General features: G+C 41.3%; 19 protein-coding genes. 6 read left to right on the top strand and 13 right to left on the bottom strand.

The features are described 5' to 3' along the window. Position 1 precedes the first annotated feature (1 nt). The 9 genes from CBG25_RS01790 to CBG25_RS01830 all read right to left on the bottom strand — a co-directional run bounded on the left by CBG25_RS01790 (position 2) and on the right by CBG25_RS01830 (position 7902). Positions 2–574, bottom strand: a complete 573-nt coding sequence (locus CBG25_RS01790) for a hypothetical protein (protein WP_290604107.1) — start codon at positions 572–574, stop codon at positions 2–4. A gap of 246 nt (positions 575–820) precedes the next feature. After that, positions 821–3406 (bottom strand): type IV secretion system protein TraC, encoded by a 2586-nt coding sequence (gene traC, locus CBG25_RS01795; protein ID WP_290604109.1) that lies wholly within the window; start codon positions 3404–3406, stop codon positions 821–823. Further along, positions 3406–3939 (bottom strand): type IV conjugative transfer system lipoprotein TraV, encoded by a 534-nt coding sequence (gene traV, locus CBG25_RS01800; protein ID WP_290604111.1) that lies wholly within the window; start codon positions 3937–3939, stop codon positions 3406–3408. The genes traC and traV overlap by 1 nt, the downstream gene beginning before the upstream one ends. 384 nt (positions 3940–4323) lie before the next feature. Continuing rightward, the gene (locus tag CBG25_RS01805; protein ID WP_290604113.1) at positions 4324–4644 is read right to left on the bottom strand and encodes a hypothetical protein; all 321 of its coding nucleotides are present in this window, start codon (positions 4642–4644) and stop codon (positions 4324–4326) included. Beyond that, entirely contained in the window at positions 4641–5966 is a 1326-nt protein-coding gene (locus CBG25_RS01810; protein WP_290604115.1) for a TrbI/VirB10 family protein, read from the bottom strand. The genes CBG25_RS01805 and CBG25_RS01810 overlap by 4 nt, the downstream gene beginning before the upstream one ends. Beyond that, positions 5963–6676, bottom strand: coding sequence for a type-F conjugative transfer system secretin TraK (locus CBG25_RS01815; RefSeq protein WP_290604117.1), 714 nt, complete (start codon positions 6674–6676; stop codon positions 5963–5965). The genes CBG25_RS01810 and CBG25_RS01815 overlap by 4 nt, the downstream gene beginning before the upstream one ends. Beyond that, positions 6673–7242 carry a type IV conjugative transfer system protein TraE gene (gene traE / locus CBG25_RS01820; RefSeq protein WP_290604119.1) on the bottom strand — a complete coding sequence of 190 codons (570 nt, stop codon included), beginning with the start codon at positions 7240–7242 and terminating at the stop codon, positions 6673–6675. The genes CBG25_RS01815 and traE overlap by 4 nt, the downstream gene beginning before the upstream one ends. Positions 7243–7251: 9 nt before the next feature. Next, positions 7252–7548: a type IV conjugative transfer system protein TraL gene (traL, locus tag CBG25_RS01825; RefSeq protein WP_290604121.1), complete on the bottom strand. Its 297-nt coding sequence runs from the start codon at positions 7546–7548 to the stop codon at positions 7252–7254. Beyond that, the gene (locus CBG25_RS01830) at positions 7549–7902 is read right to left on the bottom strand and encodes a type IV conjugative transfer system pilin TraA (RefSeq protein ID WP_290604123.1); all 354 of its coding nucleotides are present in this window, start codon (positions 7900–7902) and stop codon (positions 7549–7551) included. Between the two features lie 338 nt (positions 7903–8240). Between CBG25_RS01830 and CBG25_RS01835 the strand changes: the two genes are divergently transcribed. The 3 genes from CBG25_RS01835 to CBG25_RS01845 are packed head-to-tail and all read left to right on the top strand — an operon-like array spanning position 8241 to position 10711. Then, the gene (locus tag CBG25_RS01835; protein ID WP_290604125.1) at positions 8241–8654 is read left to right on the top strand and encodes a GNAT family N-acetyltransferase; all 414 of its coding nucleotides are present in this window, start codon (positions 8241–8243) and stop codon (positions 8652–8654) included. A 3-nt stretch (positions 8655–8657) separates the two neighbouring features. Next, positions 8658–9359, top strand: a complete 702-nt coding sequence (locus CBG25_RS01840; RefSeq protein WP_290604126.1) for a PAS and helix-turn-helix domain-containing protein — start codon at positions 8658–8660, stop codon at positions 9357–9359. A 53-nt stretch (positions 9360–9412) separates the two neighbouring features. Next, the gene (locus CBG25_RS01845; protein ID WP_290604128.1) at positions 9413–10711 is read left to right on the top strand and encodes a cytosine permease; all 1299 of its coding nucleotides are present in this window, start codon (positions 9413–9415) and stop codon (positions 10709–10711) included. Here CBG25_RS01845 and CBG25_RS01850 read toward each other — a convergent pair. From CBG25_RS01850 to CBG25_RS01865, 4 genes are all read right to left on the bottom strand, one after another. Continuing rightward, the gene (locus CBG25_RS01850) at positions 10664–10960 is read right to left on the bottom strand and encodes a transcriptional regulator (RefSeq protein ID WP_290604130.1); all 297 of its coding nucleotides are present in this window, start codon (positions 10958–10960) and stop codon (positions 10664–10666) included. The genes CBG25_RS01845 and CBG25_RS01850 overlap by 48 nt on opposite strands. Beyond that, positions 10957–11577: a LuxR C-terminal-related transcriptional regulator gene (locus tag CBG25_RS01855; protein WP_290604132.1), complete on the bottom strand. Its 621-nt coding sequence runs from the start codon at positions 11575–11577 to the stop codon at positions 10957–10959. Before CBG25_RS01855 ends, CBG25_RS01850 begins: the two co-directional genes overlap by 4 nt. Before the next feature lie 231 nt (positions 11578–11808). Beyond that, positions 11809–12726: a plasmid replication initiator TrfA gene (trfA, locus tag CBG25_RS01860; RefSeq protein WP_290604134.1), complete on the bottom strand. Its 918-nt coding sequence runs from the start codon at positions 12724–12726 to the stop codon at positions 11809–11811. Positions 12727–12927: 201 nt separating this feature from the next. Continuing rightward, a complete protein-coding gene (locus CBG25_RS01865; protein WP_290604136.1) occupies positions 12928–13101 on the bottom strand; it encodes a hypothetical protein in 174 nt (57 codons plus the stop codon). A 719-nt stretch (positions 13102–13820) separates the two neighbouring features. Here CBG25_RS01865 and CBG25_RS01870 point away from each other — a divergent pair. The 3 genes from CBG25_RS01870 to ltrA all read left to right on the top strand — a co-directional run bounded on the left by CBG25_RS01870 (position 13821) and on the right by ltrA (position 16900). Beyond that, positions 13821–14093 carry an HU family DNA-binding protein gene (locus tag CBG25_RS01870; protein WP_290604138.1) on the top strand — a complete coding sequence of 91 codons (273 nt, stop codon included), beginning with the start codon at positions 13821–13823 and terminating at the stop codon, positions 14091–14093. Between the two features lie 338 nt (positions 14094–14431). Next, positions 14432–14941, top strand: a complete 510-nt coding sequence (locus CBG25_RS01875; RefSeq protein WP_290604139.1) for an Rpn family recombination-promoting nuclease/putative transposase — start codon at positions 14432–14434, stop codon at positions 14939–14941. Between the two features lie 495 nt (positions 14942–15436). Further along, positions 15437–16900: a group II intron reverse transcriptase/maturase gene (ltrA, locus tag CBG25_RS01880; protein ID WP_290604140.1), complete on the top strand. Its 1464-nt coding sequence runs from the start codon at positions 15437–15439 to the stop codon at positions 16898–16900. The last annotated feature ends 306 nt before the right edge of the window (positions 16901–17206 follow it).

Here is a 17206-nt window from a genome sequence, read left to right on the forward strand (position 1 = left end):
TTTATGCCTTTTGAGTGGGCTTTTTTAGGGCAAGCAGGTTATCTATTACGCCTAATAGGGCAAATAAACCTGAAGACACTAATGCTGCATGCCCTAAAGAAAGGAAAAATATCAGCAATGAGGGCAGATTGGTGTTAACGGCGAACAACTGAATTTGACTGACATCCAGTCCGAGATTGCGAGCAGTGAATCCCACCATCAGCAAAATTATCGCTGACCCATACAGCATGTTAACCATCCATTTAAAATCGGGGTTTGGCTTTAACCAGACTTTCATCCAGTGAGGTTTTGTTGTTTTTTGGCTAAAATACTCAACGATTGCCAAACCCAAACAAAAAACACCTAAAATCCAGAGTGTTTGGGTCATCCCCCAAAAAAACGCCAGGATTTCAAGGTTAGGGTTTTGTTTTATTAGTTGGGTGACGGCGTTGAACGATATCCCGCCTGCCCCTACCCCAACGGTATAAAAACAAGACACCAACAGCATGAAAAACGAAGCGAAACCGGAGTTGATCGCTTTACTTATTGCATGCGTTTTCGTTAATCCCGTGAGTAATGCCACTATTTTTTGCATTTATTTTCTCCAAAAAAAGTTAATCGATATGACAAACGCTCACTAAAGCCCTAGCCCATGACATGAGTGAGGAATACTTTCAAGAATGTTTAATAAACACATAACACTTCCTACACTCAGCGTCAGCACTAACGCAATATCGAGCACAACTCGTCTTTTCCCTGTTTCATCCAATCGAATAACACTAAACCACAATGCGGCAATCATCAGAAACGTGATTATTAAGATATCCAATCACACCCCCTATCACGGTTTCACTTGTTTTAATTTCGCCAATAACGCAGGGTCTTTCTTTTGCGCCATTTCAAAAATAATGTCATTAATGTTTGCGCCTTCCTTTAGGCGTTTCTCCCGATAGGTGAAGTCGTCACCTCGAGAGGAAAAAAGCTCATTACTTAACGGGTCGAGCATCAATCGGTGAAAACTGCTGTAACCGCCGACGCTTAAATGTACGGCACTAAATCCGGCACGGCTCGCAGGGGGGAACTTTTGAATTAACGCCCACTCCATCTCGTTAAAGGTGGAAGGCTCTTCTTTCTGAAAGGTGGTGAAGGCTTTTGCATCTTGCATCAGCGTGAATTTAAAACTGCTGTTGTCATAAGCGGCCAGTGCTGCGGTACTTAAATTTTTATCGCGGATACTTTGTGTTACGGTGCCAAATGAGCCATTATGCCGACGGGCAGTACGGTAACCCTCTTCGATGAAATCACGGACTTTAGGGCTTTTTGCATCCAGAAGTTTCCAGCCTTCATCAATAATGTTCATCTTGCGTAAGCTACGCGGCGTGTTGTACATCAGGTTTTCTGACCAAAGCATGAGCGTAAATAGCACTGCCATTAACAAATCCCGATTGGCTTTCAATCCCCCCAGTTCGGTGACCACAAAGCGCATATCAGGCTTTAAGGTCGGCTCACTGCTGTTAAAGTATTTGCCATATATCCCTTTGGTGGTGTATTTATTGAGTAAGACCAGAATTTCATCAATGCGACCGGTGATGCGACTGGCCGCCTGGATTTTATCGCGATGGTTTTTTAGGTAATTAACGACATCATCGATACGCATATCCTGTTTTTTGTTAGGCCAGGATTCGGTAATCGCTTCCAGTATCAGTGATTCATGCACTTCATCCATCAATCCATTGGGGCTGGCCAGAATGCATAACTGGTCACGAATGCGCTCAGCGCTCAAGGTGATATCGGTGATATTGGCAAACGGATTAAAGCGCAAGGTTTCCCCGTTAATGTAGGTGCCACCTACACTCTGGCAAAACGCCTTGTAGCTGTCGCCGATATCAAAAATGGACAAATACCCTCCACTGTCTAATACCTGCCTGGCAATCGTTTGTGCCAACACCGATTTCCCTGCGCCTGAGGTGCCCGATTCAAACCAGTTAAAGTTAGTATTCGGCAAACTTGCGTCAAAAATATCGAGAAACGCCAGTTGATGGCGGTAACTCGGGAACACTATCCCTGCCTGACTGAGTTTGTTATCGGCGATAATCGGCATTAAATTGACCGCCTGAAAGGATTCTGCTCGCTGAATGGCACCGGTTTTTAAAAAGTCTTTCCAGAGCTTCGGATTATCGCCCACCGCAAAGGGCAAATGACCCAGGAAATTGCGCATCTGCATTAAATCGGCTCTGACCATATTAAGCCCCTGCATGGAAAACGCTTTTTTGGTGCGCTCGGCTTCTTTAGCCGCTTCCTCTTCATCATCACGACAAAAGAGCGTGACGCCAAAGTAATAACCGGACAGTGAAGTCGCCGTAGAGAGCAATCCTTCTCGCAAACTTTTCCATTCGGCGTGCTGGCGTTTGGTTGAGGGGATATATTTGGCATAAGACGAAGAGACTTTCCGCTCCAAATCCAGAAACTGCTTATTGGCTTCACCCTGACTACGGGACTGGTCTTCGGTTTGGATAATAAAACTCATCACAAATGGGCAACGGATGCCGTTTTGCGGATTAAGCAGATTGGAAATAATATTGCCGTTTTGCCAGAGATAGTGCTCTCTGGGATTACTGTCGAGATTAAAGTGAATGGCACGGGTAGAAAACGGGTTATCTTCTTCATTGCGCCCAGTAATTTCCACATACCCCGGCTTAAACCAATAGCAGGTGTTGTTCTGCACAATCTGCTGATTAATGTCTTTGTCTTCTATCCACTCTGGTGAGTACGGCTTTAATCTTTCTGTGTCCAAATTAATCATTTCGCGCATCATCTGCAAAAAGCGCGCGATTGACGCATTTTCGGCATGAATATCCGAGGCATTGAGTGCACTTAGCAGATTACGGCGGATTTCACGCACTTTAATGATTTCACTTTCCGTTACCCGCTTGCACGGCTGGCAGAAGGCAAAAAACAGATGATAATCTCTGAGCGTCAACGGCAGATTTTGCGGATTGGTAAACTGATGACGCGCCGCATCAAGATAAAACCCCTGCGTGATTTGATTGCATTCATCAGCACGATTGCCCTGCCAGCTAAAATCACGCAATCCGTTAGCTAATTTTTCATACACCGTTTGACTGGACAGTAAAATCACCTGCAGTGGCATATCGCGCGGCAGATTGTTTTTCACCAGCTCCTCGAGTGATTCGACCAGTTTTTCATTGGCACCGATTAAGGGTTGTGCTTCCAGTAAAAAGCCTAATGAGTTCTGGTTAATAAACAGCTGATGGTCGCTGTCATAATCCCGATAGGGCAATAAGTCGCGTAAATGCGGATAATCCATCGACTCGAGCTTTTTCGCCGTTTCACGGGTGGTGTCTTTTTCCATCAAGGCGTTGCCCACCAGTTCAATAATTTTGAGTGGATTAACGTGTTTTAACATCACACCTTCTCCACATTTACCCAGGTGGACGGGGTGGTCACGAAATAAACCACTTCGCCGGTATGGACGACTTCATCCGGTGACACATAAGGGGCTATCCACACGCGCGTTATCCGCTCCGCTTGCCGAGACGGAGCGCTGATTTCAGACAGACAAGGACTTGCCGGACACGCAGCAGGGGACTGTACGGTGACGTTATTCGTTAACCAGCGTGAAGAAAGATTTTTAGCGGGTGACGGTAATAATGGGTTGCTTATGTTCTGAGGTCGCTCAGTTAACAATGTTACCGCTGTTTGCATCGGGTTTAATTGAATTAAACGGTAAGCCGATAGGTTAAATCCTTTAGCGGACTTAACGACCTCGCCTTTATGTTGGGAGACTGAATAACTGGCAGTATTGGTCATCGCATCCGCCTCACTCATCCAATAACCCGAGTCTTTAGCCGGTTTACCAAATTCAAACTCACTATTCATACCGGCGCAACCTGAGAGCAACACAATGCCACTGATAAGCCCTATGCGAGGTTTCAGCATGATGTTGACTCCTTCTTGCTAGATTTTCTTTGAAAAACCCCGACGGCATGACGCAACAGGCAAATAATTAGCGTGATAGCGAGGGACAGACGAAAAACGGGCGCAAACAGGTCGGCGACCTTATCAAACGTTAAAAATATTGCCTCGGGTTCAAAGGGATAGGTCATTGAAAAATGACCGCTTAATGCAAACGCGACCGTGAGCCAAATGAACGTTACTGGAAAATAAAGACTGAAATGCATTATTAGTTGTAAGCCATGTATTGTTATTTTTTTAACGATTGACGCCTTTTGTTTAATCGGCAGCATCGCGGTGTTTTTTGTACTCACCCAATTAAGGAATGGATGTTTGATAATGGGTTTCTGCGCTAACGTATTCATCAGGTTATTCCTCTTTGGTTAATGGCGTCCGGTCGGAATTTCGACGAAAAAGACCGATGGCAAACTGCAAAACACAAAGTATCAGTGTGATACAAAGCGACAAGCGAAAAACCGGTTCAAGAAATTGCCAGCCTTCATCTATCGCCTGGCTCACTTTGCTAAATTTAACCCCCTCATCCGTTGATAAATGACCGACATAAAAAAACATCATCGTTAACCAGAAAAAGATAACCGGTAAGTAAAAAAAGCCTTTTTTAACCTGTTGTAACGTGTGTTCAACGCCATGATGGATGGCGATTAGAATTTTTGTTGAGAATCGATTCATGGCTTCACGCCTCCGTTATTTGACGGTGGTTTTGTGGGTGTAACAAAATCGGACAAGTCCATTGAGGCCGCACTGCCTAACTGATTGAGCAACTCCGGTGGAAGGTTGGTTTTTACGCTGTTGCTGACGTTTTTTGCCAGTTGGGTGGGTAACTCAGCCGATTTTCTTGCTTGCACATCTTCAATAAATTCAGCTTTAAAGCCTTTCTGGAAAACCACTTCGACGCGGTTGGCAGCGCCTATCGGGATAACCGGATGGTATTGCTCGGCACGTTCAATGTAATAATCTGCCAGTTTATTGGCTGCCGTCGATGCCCCGCTACCTAGCGCTTGTCTGGCGACCTCCTGAGTCGTAGCCTGATGAGTTTCCCCCATGCCGACGGTGGTATTGCCAATTTGCGAGAAGGCGTTACCCAACCCCCCTAATGCACCCGCCCCAAAAGCCAGTCCTAACATGGCGCCATTGCGCATCACCGGTATCCCTTTAATGCCGTTTTTGCCATAAAACCCGACATGTCCTTCAACCACCTGGTCAATATGTTTGTTGTTGATGACACACGACAGGCGCTCAAGTCTCACTTCTGCCCGTTCGCTCGAAATCTCGCCCCAGGCCGATGCGGTGACAAAGCAGTGGGTTAATTTATCCAGCTTTTGATTGCCAGGCAGATGCGCAAGTCCCGTTAATTTAAACTGCATGGCCACTTTTTTGGTTTCGCCTTTCACCGACGCGTTGGCATCCGCCCCTTCTAGCACGATGGCGGTTGAAAACGTCCCCGAGGGGACATAAAAACCGGATGAGGCTGTATTTTCTTTTTTCGGATAAGTAAAACGGGTGCTTTCCAGCTGACCTTTCGGTGGCAGGATAGCGATTTGAGGGGGATGATTTACTTGACTTGCTCCTGGTGTTGGACTGCTATCCCCTTCCATCGCTTTTTTATTATTCTGGATTTCAGCCTGGAGCTGACCCACGTTAGCCTTTAACTGGCTATTTTCATTTTTAACCGCATCAAAATCGCGCTTAATACCTTGAATTTCCTTTAATAGCCCCGCCATTGCCTGGCGGTTTTCTCTTTCGCTTAACTGGGCATCGGTGACCACATTGCCTTGCACCTTATTATCAAAGGTATTGGTGATGGCGCCGGTTAAATCCGGTTCTTGAGTGGGAGCATTACCTGATTGCACAGTGCTATCAGCGGCGGTGAGTTCCACGCCTGAGGCTTGCTTGTTTATCCACCAAAGTAGCGTAAAAACCGCCACTACAACTGCCCCTATCCCGCTAAATAACACCTTTTGATTTTTGCGGATAAAATGATTGATGTTCATTGCGGTTTCTCCTTAATCAGAAGAAACAGCGTGACCTGCTCATGCGGTCGTAAGGTGTTAACGGTCGGATTGAATGCAATGGCCATCGTTTGCGGTATCCAGAAGACCCGCTCATTTAACTGAATGGGTTGGGTTGTTCTATTCTCAATATTAACCTGTAAGAGCCGTATATTTTTCCCCTGAAAACTAACACTGTCCCGAAAGCGAAAGTTGTTTAACGCAGCGTCTTGCCAATTGACATTTACGCGACCATTTTTAACAAAACCGGTGGGGATGTTGTTGTTCATCGCTGCCATGAAAGTCCGCGTGATAAACTGACTGTAAGAATCACTGGTTTTTTCCCAATCCTCGGCAACCTCTTCCGCTTTCGCATCAGCATTCATCACACTGACATTGATACCCTGGTATTTTTTGGCAGGAATCGCATTAACCGTAAAACCAAAGCCATTTTCGGTTTCGATGTAGAGCGAAAACGGCGCGGATTCCTCGGTGGTGAAAATCAATGCCCCGCTGTCAGTGGCTTTTTTATCGGCGAGCTTGCCGGCTGCGCTATTGGCTTCCACTATCCGGTCGTTCATCACCGCAATCACATTGGGTTCACGATTACTCACCATTAGGCGCACCACGCTGTGGGGGGTAACGGTCAGGGTTTCTGCCCAACCCGATGTGGAAATCAAAATAAAACTTAAGCAAAAAAGCAGTTTGTTCATACCGGCAACTCCACAAAATCCGTCAGTTTCAATGCCCCGTCGCGGGTCTCGAGGCGCAAGCGATAGTGCTTCTCGACCGGCTCCACGGCTTTAATGCCGTAGAAAAAGTGCAATTCGCCGGTAATATCCACCACACCAGTATCGGGACTCACCTTGACCTCCTTCAGATAAAAGGTAGAGCTGGCTTCATTGATAGCCATCCGCTGGCGCTCCTGCGCTAACACCGCAATCAGTTTTTCACGTAAATGCGTATCACTGTAAGCCAGCAACAAATCATGACTATCTTTGATGGTTTGCGCGGAAACGTTAAGACGTAGATTCAGCAGACTTAAGGCCATCAGACGAAGATAACGCGCATCACCGCGCGTGCCGTAAAAGCTAAAGCCTTCATGGTCAACCATCGGCGTAATAATCGTTTGATGATTATTAACAAGCTGAGAAGTCAATTCCCTGTTCTGCATCAGCAGTTGGTAGCAAACACCTAAACTTAACACCGTTATCAACACACAGGTCACGACCCCGATAGCTAATTGCTTTTGTGATGACTTCCGCAGTTGATAATCCATGCACGCGCCTCACGCTATCCAGTACCGTTTGAAACTCTCGGGTAAAACAGTGATAAAAAAACGCATGATTGATGTGGGTAGACACCAGTATGCGAGACCCAACAGATAACTTGACCCTTTGCCCTGCTTAAGTCTGCGAAGCCCAACAAAGGCTATGGCTAAGGCGGGCGCAAATATCCACATATTGACGAAAATCGCACAGCCAATAAGGGGTAGATAAACCACCACCTCATCCATCGTCAGCCCACAAAAACGACGTTGATGGGTGAGCGTGGTCGGAAACTGATAGCGAGAAGCGGCATCCATTTAAATCAACCCGAAGACCACGTTAACAAACACAATCACCGCAGCGATGCCACCAAAGACCGCCAGATTCTTGGTTTTTACATAAGCAAAAATCGCGGCCAAAATTTCCAGTACGTACAAAATCCAGACAACGGTGGAACCTTTACCGAAGGTGCTTTTCACTACATCCTTGCCGCCACTGAATAAATCTCCGGTTGTCGGTGGATCTGCATAAACCTGCATGGCAGGAATAAACATTAACAATCCAAAAAACATCAGAGTGAATAACGATTGTTGTTGCTTTAAAACCTTAAAGATGGCTACCGCACCCGCAGTGAAAGGGTTTTTTAGGCATGAAGTGACCTTGCCGTTCATTTAAGTCTCCTTAAAACGGTTAATGATTAAATTGAGTAAAAACTTAGCGTTGTGCTGTGCTAACCCTTAGTAAGGGTTGGAATTTAGGTAATTAAAAATTAACAGTGGTTAATTTTAATGTTAATTAATTTCTCCTTTTTAGATTTTTTAAAAGTGAAAATTTTATTTACTTTAAGGTATACCCTAAATTTAGGTATTAAAAGTGCTAAAAATTACGTGGAAATTTTTTAAATTTGTGCTATGGCGACGAGGGGTAATGTTTGTGATTTTTTATAAAAAAACTAAATTATGAAGATATATTTTACGCATTAATCAATAGCAAACAGGATGACATTAATATGGAATTTATACTGAGTGATACCGAAAATGATAAAGAAGAAAACACCATAATAAATAACCTATGGAAACATAATTCACAATTTACGCCTGTTGATATTCATCCTCTAAGAGTGATTTTTCAAGATAACAATCAGATTCAGGGTGGATTAATTGCTAGAACATGGTGGGGAGGTCTTGACATCCAATACTTATGGATAACTGAAAATTACAGAAAAAAGAATATTGGCAAAAAATTAATGCAGATGGCAGAAGATGAAGCGATAAAAAGAAAATGTCACATGGCTTATGTTGATACTTTCGATTTCCAAGCCGTTAATTTTTATAAAAAGCTCGGATACGAAGAATATGGTCACCTGTCCCAGTTCGCTCATCGTCATACCCGATATTATTTATCTAAACAACTAGGGATCTGAGCTATGAATAATAATGCCTATATTGATAGCAACAATAATATTATTGCTCATGCGATTATGATGATAGAACATCTCAACGAACCGTGGGGAATTAAGGATAAAAATTCACACCATGTCTACATGAACAAGGCGGCGCTAAAATTCACAAACACCCCTCAACACTTTGCTTTCGAAGGGAAAAAAGATAGTGAATTTCCTACCCAATGGAGTGAACTGGCAGATGACTTTGTTCAGCATGATAATTTAACCGCAAATACTAATCGAAGTGTCAGAGTAATAGAAACACATTATTGGAATGGCAATAAATGTTTAACCCCTTATATTAGCGAGAAAATTCCGCTTTTAAATTCTCAAAGAGAATCCTTAGGTATTTTATGGAATGCAAAAGAACTCATTTATATCAACCCATTAATTAACATAAATAAAAGAAATCCGACGGTAGTTACAACAGAAATAAAAAACACCCCATTCAACAAAAAAGAATTAAATGTTATTTTTCTTGTACTCCAAAATTTATCTTATAAAGAAATTGCCAATATATTAAATATTGCCCCTCGTACTGTCGAGAGTCGGTTAAAAATCATCTTCAAAAAAACAGATGTGCATTCCCTTTATCAATTAAAAGGCTATTGCAGTCATATAGGCTTGGATAACTATGTGCCTGATTCTTTTTTATGTAAAGGACTTCATTTTATCACAAAATAAAATGGTTATGTGCGGGATAAATACTGCTATTTATAACAAGGTAAACTTATCATATGAACCTAATAGATAACTATCCGACAAGTCGTGTTCCCACTAATATACGTTTATCATTCCTTAGTGTCACCTTAGTGCATGCGGGCATGTTAACCGCTTTAGATCAATTCATGCTAGGCGCAGTATTAGGTCATTCAATGACTATAGCTGATGCCTTTCTAGCCATTTTTATCAGCAGTATTATTTTTGGGGTGGTAACTTTTGGATTAGGCTTTGCGGGTATGAAAGAGGGATTATCCAGTAGTCTCCTCGCCAGATGGTGTGGTTTTGGACAAATAGGTTCAATCCTTGTTAGTTTGGTGATAGCTATTAGTTTGATAGGCTGGTTTGGCGTGCAAAATGCCGTCTTTGCGAAAGGACTTAATTTTGCATTAGGCGATAAATTAGGGTTTGAATGGTCAGCAACATTTTCTGGATTATTTTTGACCGTCCTGGTTGCTTTTGGCTTTAAAGCCTTACGATTTACGGCGTGGATTGCCGTCCCTTTCTTTATCATCGTTATTGTCTTCATTTCTGTTAGAATTATTGATAATCACAATACCATTGAATTAATTAATTCAATTCCTACTGGTGAACCAATGACACTCTCTTCCGCCATTACATTAATTATGGGCGGTTGTATTGTAGCAAGTCTTATTACACCCGATATGAGTCGATATTTAAAAAACAGTCGGCAAGTATTTCTTATGACGATGGTATCCATTATTCTGGGTGAATTTCTGGTTAATGGCCTTGCTATATTATTAGCCAGAGCATTAAATACCGCAGATGTTGTCACTATTATGACCGAAACGGCTGGCGGGATTGGATTGCTGGTTGTTATCTTTTCTACTCTACGTGTCAATGATATTAATCTTTACTCATCATCATTGAGTATTGCTAATTCAATTTCTGTGCTAACGGGCAAAAAGGTCAATTATACGTTAATCACCTTAACAATAGGTATCATTGGAACAACGCTTTCTGTTTTAGGGATTTTAGAAAGATTTGTGGATTTTTTAACGCTGCTTGGTGTGGTCTTTCCCCCTATAGTCGGCGTGATGCTAACTGATTATTTTATTGTCAAAACTCACAGAAATATTCTCAAAGAAACACAACAATATGAAAAAATCCCCGAAAATAAAGACACACCATTTATAGGTTGGTATGCCCTTTTTACCTGTATAACCGCAAGCTACATTGGATTAACAATAAAAACAGGCGTTCCTACTGTTAATTCCTTGCTTATTGCCAGTGTTATTTATGGTTTACTAAACTTCATCAAAATCCCTTTTTTCATGAAAAAAATAAAAAGCTAATCTTAATAATGGGAGAAATAGTCGCATTTGTGCCACAGCTCTCAATGAGCTAGTCGAGCCTAATTCCAAACGGTGCTGAGCTTCAATCAAAGAAGCTTGGACACTTCGAATAGAGACATGACGGATATCAGCTATATTGGCAATAGAAATACCAATTGCAAAGAGAAAAACATTTTCTTGTTGAGTTTGCGTAAATTCAGGAAACAACTGAGAAAATTGTTTTAGTTCGTCAGAATAAAAAACACTCATGCGATCCCTCCCATTTCTACAAATCCACGTCCCTTATTAATAAATTCAGCAGGAATATAGCGCTCAAAGCCTTTGACTTTACCCAATGCTCTTAACTGGCAAGCTGAATGAACGCCCGCTTTTTCATAGATAATGTTTAAATGATTATCAGTTGTTCTCGTCCCAATATCTAACCGCTTAGCGATTTCCTTACTGCTCAACCTTTGCATCGTGAAAAACAAAACTTCCCACTCTTTATCAGTAAACAACTTGTTAGGTTTTTCTGTAGTCACGGCATAAGGCTGCATGCCATCGACATACTCCAACGCTGACAAAAACAGGAACTTATGGGCGTGGAAGAAAGTACCAATATAACCATTCTGTTTATCAAAAAGCGGTAAAAAATGAAATTGCCAAACTTTCGGCGATTGATTGAAATCAGAAACCAGTTTAATAATGACAAAAAACGGTGATTTTTCAGTGCGTATTTTCTCTAATAAAGTCACCATTTCAGCCGCATCTTTATTCAAACCGAGAAAATCTACCATTTTAGCGTTGGCCTTAATTTCCCCATCACTATCTGCAAAACCACAAGGAACAGTCGCGTGTCGACAAAATTCATGCATTTCTAGTTTCATACGACACCTCCAACACGTTGAAGGTACTCACGCTGACGGCGTGTAAGATGTTTTGACGTGTGAGCAAAGCTCAAAAGCTGCTCGATTGATATGCCGCACGCTTTCATTATGCGTGCAATATGCGTACTATTTCGCATAGTCCGACTCCTAGTGTTCTTAGGGTTTGGGTTAGCTCTGTACGAATGCTGAATTCATCCGTACAGAGTGTTATTAATTTACTTCTTTAATAACTTAAATTTTTTTCGCTATCTTACTAATAATTACTTTATCAGCATCATCTATATAGCAATTCCAGCCTGTCACTGAAGCTAGTTCATATAACGCATTTTTTAATCTATATCTAAACATCCTTAATTCTTTTATACTGCTCCCACTTAATTCTCTAATTGTCTCAACTTTAATAGGAACAGGTTTAGAGTGGCTACTGTAGAAACCGTGTATCCATTGAGTTAGGGGTTTTCCTTTTAATTGCAAACGAACGCTTTTTGTAATACCCGTCCAACCAGAATCATCGAAACAAACCACTATTTTTGGATTAAGAATTAAACAACTTTCAGTTGTTTCTTCATCTCGATATTGTTCAAATATCAAACTTCCCATATAGGTATATTTGCCATCAGATATTTCAACATCATTAACTCGTAGTCTCCACAAACTTTCATTTAACCAAACATAGTCTGATTTACCATTACTGCGTCCAATTGATATCAAAAAATCATTAGGAGTAAATTTTACGACTTTCCCTAACGGAGTTGATTGACACCTTTGTAGACATTCTAGCCAAACATCAAGATCCGATTGATCCAACTGTTCACCAGAATATTTAACGGTGTAGCCGTTAAAGGTGGCTTTTAATACATTTTTTTCATATTTTCTATTCCCTTTTTTAACTATACCAAATAGAGCGCTACGTAATATCACATTGGGAGTGGGAATCTGTGTGTTTTTACTAATAGGCAAATGTACTTCCTCAATTTCCTTATTGAATTCAGGATCTATTTTATCTTTTACATTAGAAATTTTTTTAAACGGATTTTCATCACCAACTGTTATTGAGTCTATTTTATCCATATGGTGATCGAGTAACTGTTGATTTCTGTTTTTGACTAATTCCGCAATATTGTTAATCTTAACATTAAGTTTTTTCATATCATCTTCCCTATGCATAGGCGCACGATAGAAGATAAAAATAAGACAAACTTATTCCCTACTATAATGATTAATATTACAGGAAGATTTTTGCAAAAAAGATTACAAAACAGTATTATTGCTAATGTCGACATTAATTATCCTTGTAATAAGTGCAAAGTTGACATTCAGCCCTTATTTTTGAACGGGTAGGGGCTGAAATCATTTTTTCATAGCTGCAATTCTTTTCTGTTTTACGATAAACAATCGTATTGCATTCGCCGTAACTTCAAACTTTTTATTTTCAGCTAACCAAAACGCGATTCTCTCGTAAGAAAGTCCTTGTTCTCTAAGCCTTAAAATATCGTCTTTAAAGTCACTTGTTGTTTTTTTCATATGACACTCATTTTTCCTAAAATAGCGAAATAATAATAGCACACCTACAAGCACAAGCACAAGTTTTATTATCAATAAGGATATTTTTATTCGGGATAGCTGTAACGCTTATTCGGGATAGCTGTAACGCTTATTCGGGATAGCTGTAACGCTTATTCGGGATAGCTGTAACGCAAACACGGAACATTAAGACCAAAAGTACAAAATAGCTGTAATAAAAATCATTCAATAAATTATAAAGATAATAAATACAAAAACTTATATTCATTCAATGAAATAAATCGGAAGGTAATATTTTAACCGAGCAATTTTATAAACCATTGATTTTAAAGATAAAAAAACCTAACAGGGAATTATGTAAATCATTGAAAATAAAAGAAAAAATAAAATAACAAACCCACCCAAAAAGCCAGCTAATCTTTTATAATCAAAAAAATATAATCTTTTTAATCGGCGTTACCCCTGTGGATAACTTTTCCTCCAACAAAAACCCTTAATTGAAAAATATGTTACTACTGAGTGACCATATTTCTCTTTTGCAATTGTGATATTCCGCTTCCTCGTCTGCTCACTCGCTACGCTCGGTCACAGACTTGCGTCGAGCGGTGGGATTTTAATTAAAAAGATTTTTTTAAGTTAATTAACACTAAAACATTGCACTATTGAGACTCTACAACTAGCATGACTAGGATTAACGTATCCACTAATTCAGGCACACCATGAACAAAACCGAACTCATCAATCAAATTGCTGAAAAAACCAGCTTAACCAAAAAAGATTCTGAGAAAGCACTTAACGCCTTCATTGAAACCGTGACAGAAGAACTAAAGGCGGGAAATGACGTACAGCTAGTTGGCTTTGGTAACTTTCAGGTTAAGCAAAGAGCCGCCAGAGAAGGGCGCAATCCACAAACCGGCAAGGTTATTCAAATTGCTGCTGCAAACGTACCGAGTTTTAAGGCGGGTAAAGCTTTGAAAGAAGCGGTCAAGTAACATGACCGAAAACGATGTCCGAAACTGAACGATTTTAAACAGCAAATAACACCTGTCAGAAATTAAAAAATGGTTAAATCTAATAATTTTTGAAAATTAAAACAGAAACACCCGTCATAACCCCCTCTAAAACCTCCTGTAATCGATTTTGAGCCATTTTTCTGTGATTAGCTATGGAAAGAGTCAGTAACAAAAAATAAACGCACCTGAGAAGATAGGGTGCGTTTTTGTATGGCTGGATTATGATATCTAATATGTAATGAATAAATAGCGTATTTAATATAGCGGGTTTGTTTGCCATAATTCAATCTGACGCGAGCAAACATTGACGATATCGGATGAGTAAAAAATTCACCCCAACGCCGCATGATGCTGTATTTCGCCAGTTTTTAAGTGAAAAAGAGACTGCGAAAGATTTTTTCGACATTTGGCTACCTGATGAGGTTAAAGTGCTGTGTGACCTAGATAGCCTCAAAGTGGAATCTGGCTCATTTGTTGATAGTGAAATGAAGAATTACCAGAGTGATATCCTGTATTCAGTTAGCACAAAGAAGGGAAGCGGATATATCTATGTTTTGATTGAACACCAATCTACTGCTGATAAGCTCATTGCATGGCGCTTGATGCGTTATAGTATGGCCGCAATGCAGAAGCATTTAGAGTCTGGTCATAAAGAGTTGCCGCTCGTTTTTCCTATCCTGTTTTATACAGGTGAAAAAAGCCCTCATCCCTATAGCACGAATTGGTTGGACTGTTTTCAGTGCGACATGAAGTCGCTTAGAGAATTGCTTTGCTTGCAGAATAATGCACTGACAAAGTCCGTTGTTCCGTCAACGGTAGCCTACTGACCCAAGCGAGATAGGTAACTAACTGGTTTGAAGCGGTCGGGACAATGTAGTAAGAGCTGTGAGTACCAATACGGCTTGCGCGCTAGGCTTGATGGTATGGTTAACTTATGTGAACTGTTAAATAAACGTCGTCATCTAAAAACAGCCAAAGGTACTGATAGGCTGTGGCCAAAAGGCACAGTAGCTGGATATTCCTTTTGAAGCTGGGAATACACGGACAAAATAAGCTATCGGCGAAATAGACAGAACCTAAACCATTGTGTTTTCTGAGTGGAACATGGTAAACCCGTATCTCCGCCTTTCAGGCAGGCAAACCGTAAGGGATGCTGTTGGTGGTGCGGGTAAAGGATGGTGGAAAAAGCGAAGGTCGTTCTGTAATAGAGTGAATAGGGTTTGAGCAGACACGCCACATCAACCCACGCGAAAGCGGGCTGACTTCCACTTGGTCTCTCATCACGAGAACATTGGTAGAACTTTTAAAAGCAGGAATCGCAAATGACCATCAATTACAACATGGGTGCCCCTGCTCACTGTACAACGCAATGGAGCCAAATTAACTGGTATCATTGTCGTCGAGAAGTGAGAAAGCTACAAGTGCGTATCGTGAAGGCAGTGAAGGAAAGGCGTTGGCACAAAGTGAAAGCTTTGCAATGGCTTTTAACCCACTCGTTCAGTGCAAAAGCATTAGCAGTGAAACGAGTGACAGAAAATGAAGGGAAACGTACAGCGGGGGTAGACCGGAAAAAATGGATCACACCAAATAGCAAATGGAACGGTATATTGTCACTTAAGAGACGGGGATACCGAACGAGTCCACTTCGACGAATTTATATCCCTAAAAGTCATGGTAAGGACAAGCGGCGAGCGTTAAGTATTCCAACGATGAAAGATCGAGCGATGCAAGCCCTTTATTTGCAAGCGCTAGAGCCGATTTCGGAAACTACAGCAGACCCTAACTCTTATGGCTTTCGCTCTAAGCGCTCAACGGCAGATGCCCTTGAAAAGAGTTTCAATATTCTTTCAAAAAAAACATCCGTCAGATGGGTATTAGAAGCCGATATCCAAGGCTGTTTTGACAATATCGACCATGATTGGCTATTAGAACACATCCCAACGGATGGTAGACTATTAGCACAATGGTTGAAAGCTGGATTTATTGAGTCAAATACACTCTTTCCCATGAAATCGGGAACGCCGCAGGGCGGTATCATCTCACCTGTACTAGCAAATATGGCACTTGACGGTCTGGAAACACGGTTGAAACAAACTTTTTCAGCGTCACAGAGGAAACGACGCCGTACAAAACTACACATGGTAAGATACGCCGATGATTTTATTGTAACAGGGTACTCGAGAGAATTCTTGGAAAAAGAGGTAAAACCGCAGATAGAAATATTTTTAGCTGAGAGAGGATTAAAGCTCTCAATAAATAAAACGCGGATCATTCATGTCGAGGACGGCTTTGATTTTTTGGGATTCAGTATTCGTCGGTATAGCAACAAATTACTCACGAAGCCTTCAAGGAAGAGTATCAAATCCTTGTTGGATAAAATACGGGGGATCATTAAATCACACCCGACAGCCAAATCACTTAATTTGATACGATTGCTTAATCCAGTCATTATTGGATGGAGTAATTATTATCGGCACACGGTTGCCAAAGTGGTATTTAAGAATGTTGACCATGCTATTTGGACCTCGTTGTGGCGCTGGGCAAAAAGACGGCATCCTAAGAAACGTGTGCAATGGATTAAGGACAAATACTTTAGACAGGTAGGTCATCGCCACTGGGTATTTGCTGCATGTGATAAGAATGTCACAACCGGATTGATAAAACTGGTCAATGCCAGCGATACAAAGATCCGGCGGCATATCAGAATTCAGCAGAAAGCTAATCCATTTGACCCTGAATGGGATGAGTATTTTGCAAAACGTCACTTCCATAAATTTAGGTACTGACCGGCTGACGTAATGGAGGCTTTAAGAGGCTTGAGCGCAGTGCAGTGAAAGTTGCACGCTGCGTTCTTAGGGAGGCTGTCGCAAAAGAGGTAGTATCATGTTTTTAATGATTTCAATATTTTGATTTTAAAGAAAAAATTAAATTATTTTTATTGTAAATGCCCCTTTTGCGACAGCCTCTCTAAAAACGTTGTTTCAGCGAAACGGTGCTTGGGCCGAACTGCTAAACACTTACCCACTGAGGCCTGTTGAAGTAGAAGTTGTCACCAAAATGCTAGCTTGTGGCACACCACTTATGGGAAGCCG

Source organism: Arsenophonus sp. ENCA (assembly GCF_002287155.1).
Classification (GTDB): Bacteria; Pseudomonadota; Gammaproteobacteria; order Enterobacterales; family Enterobacteriaceae; genus Arsenophonus; species Arsenophonus nilaparvatae.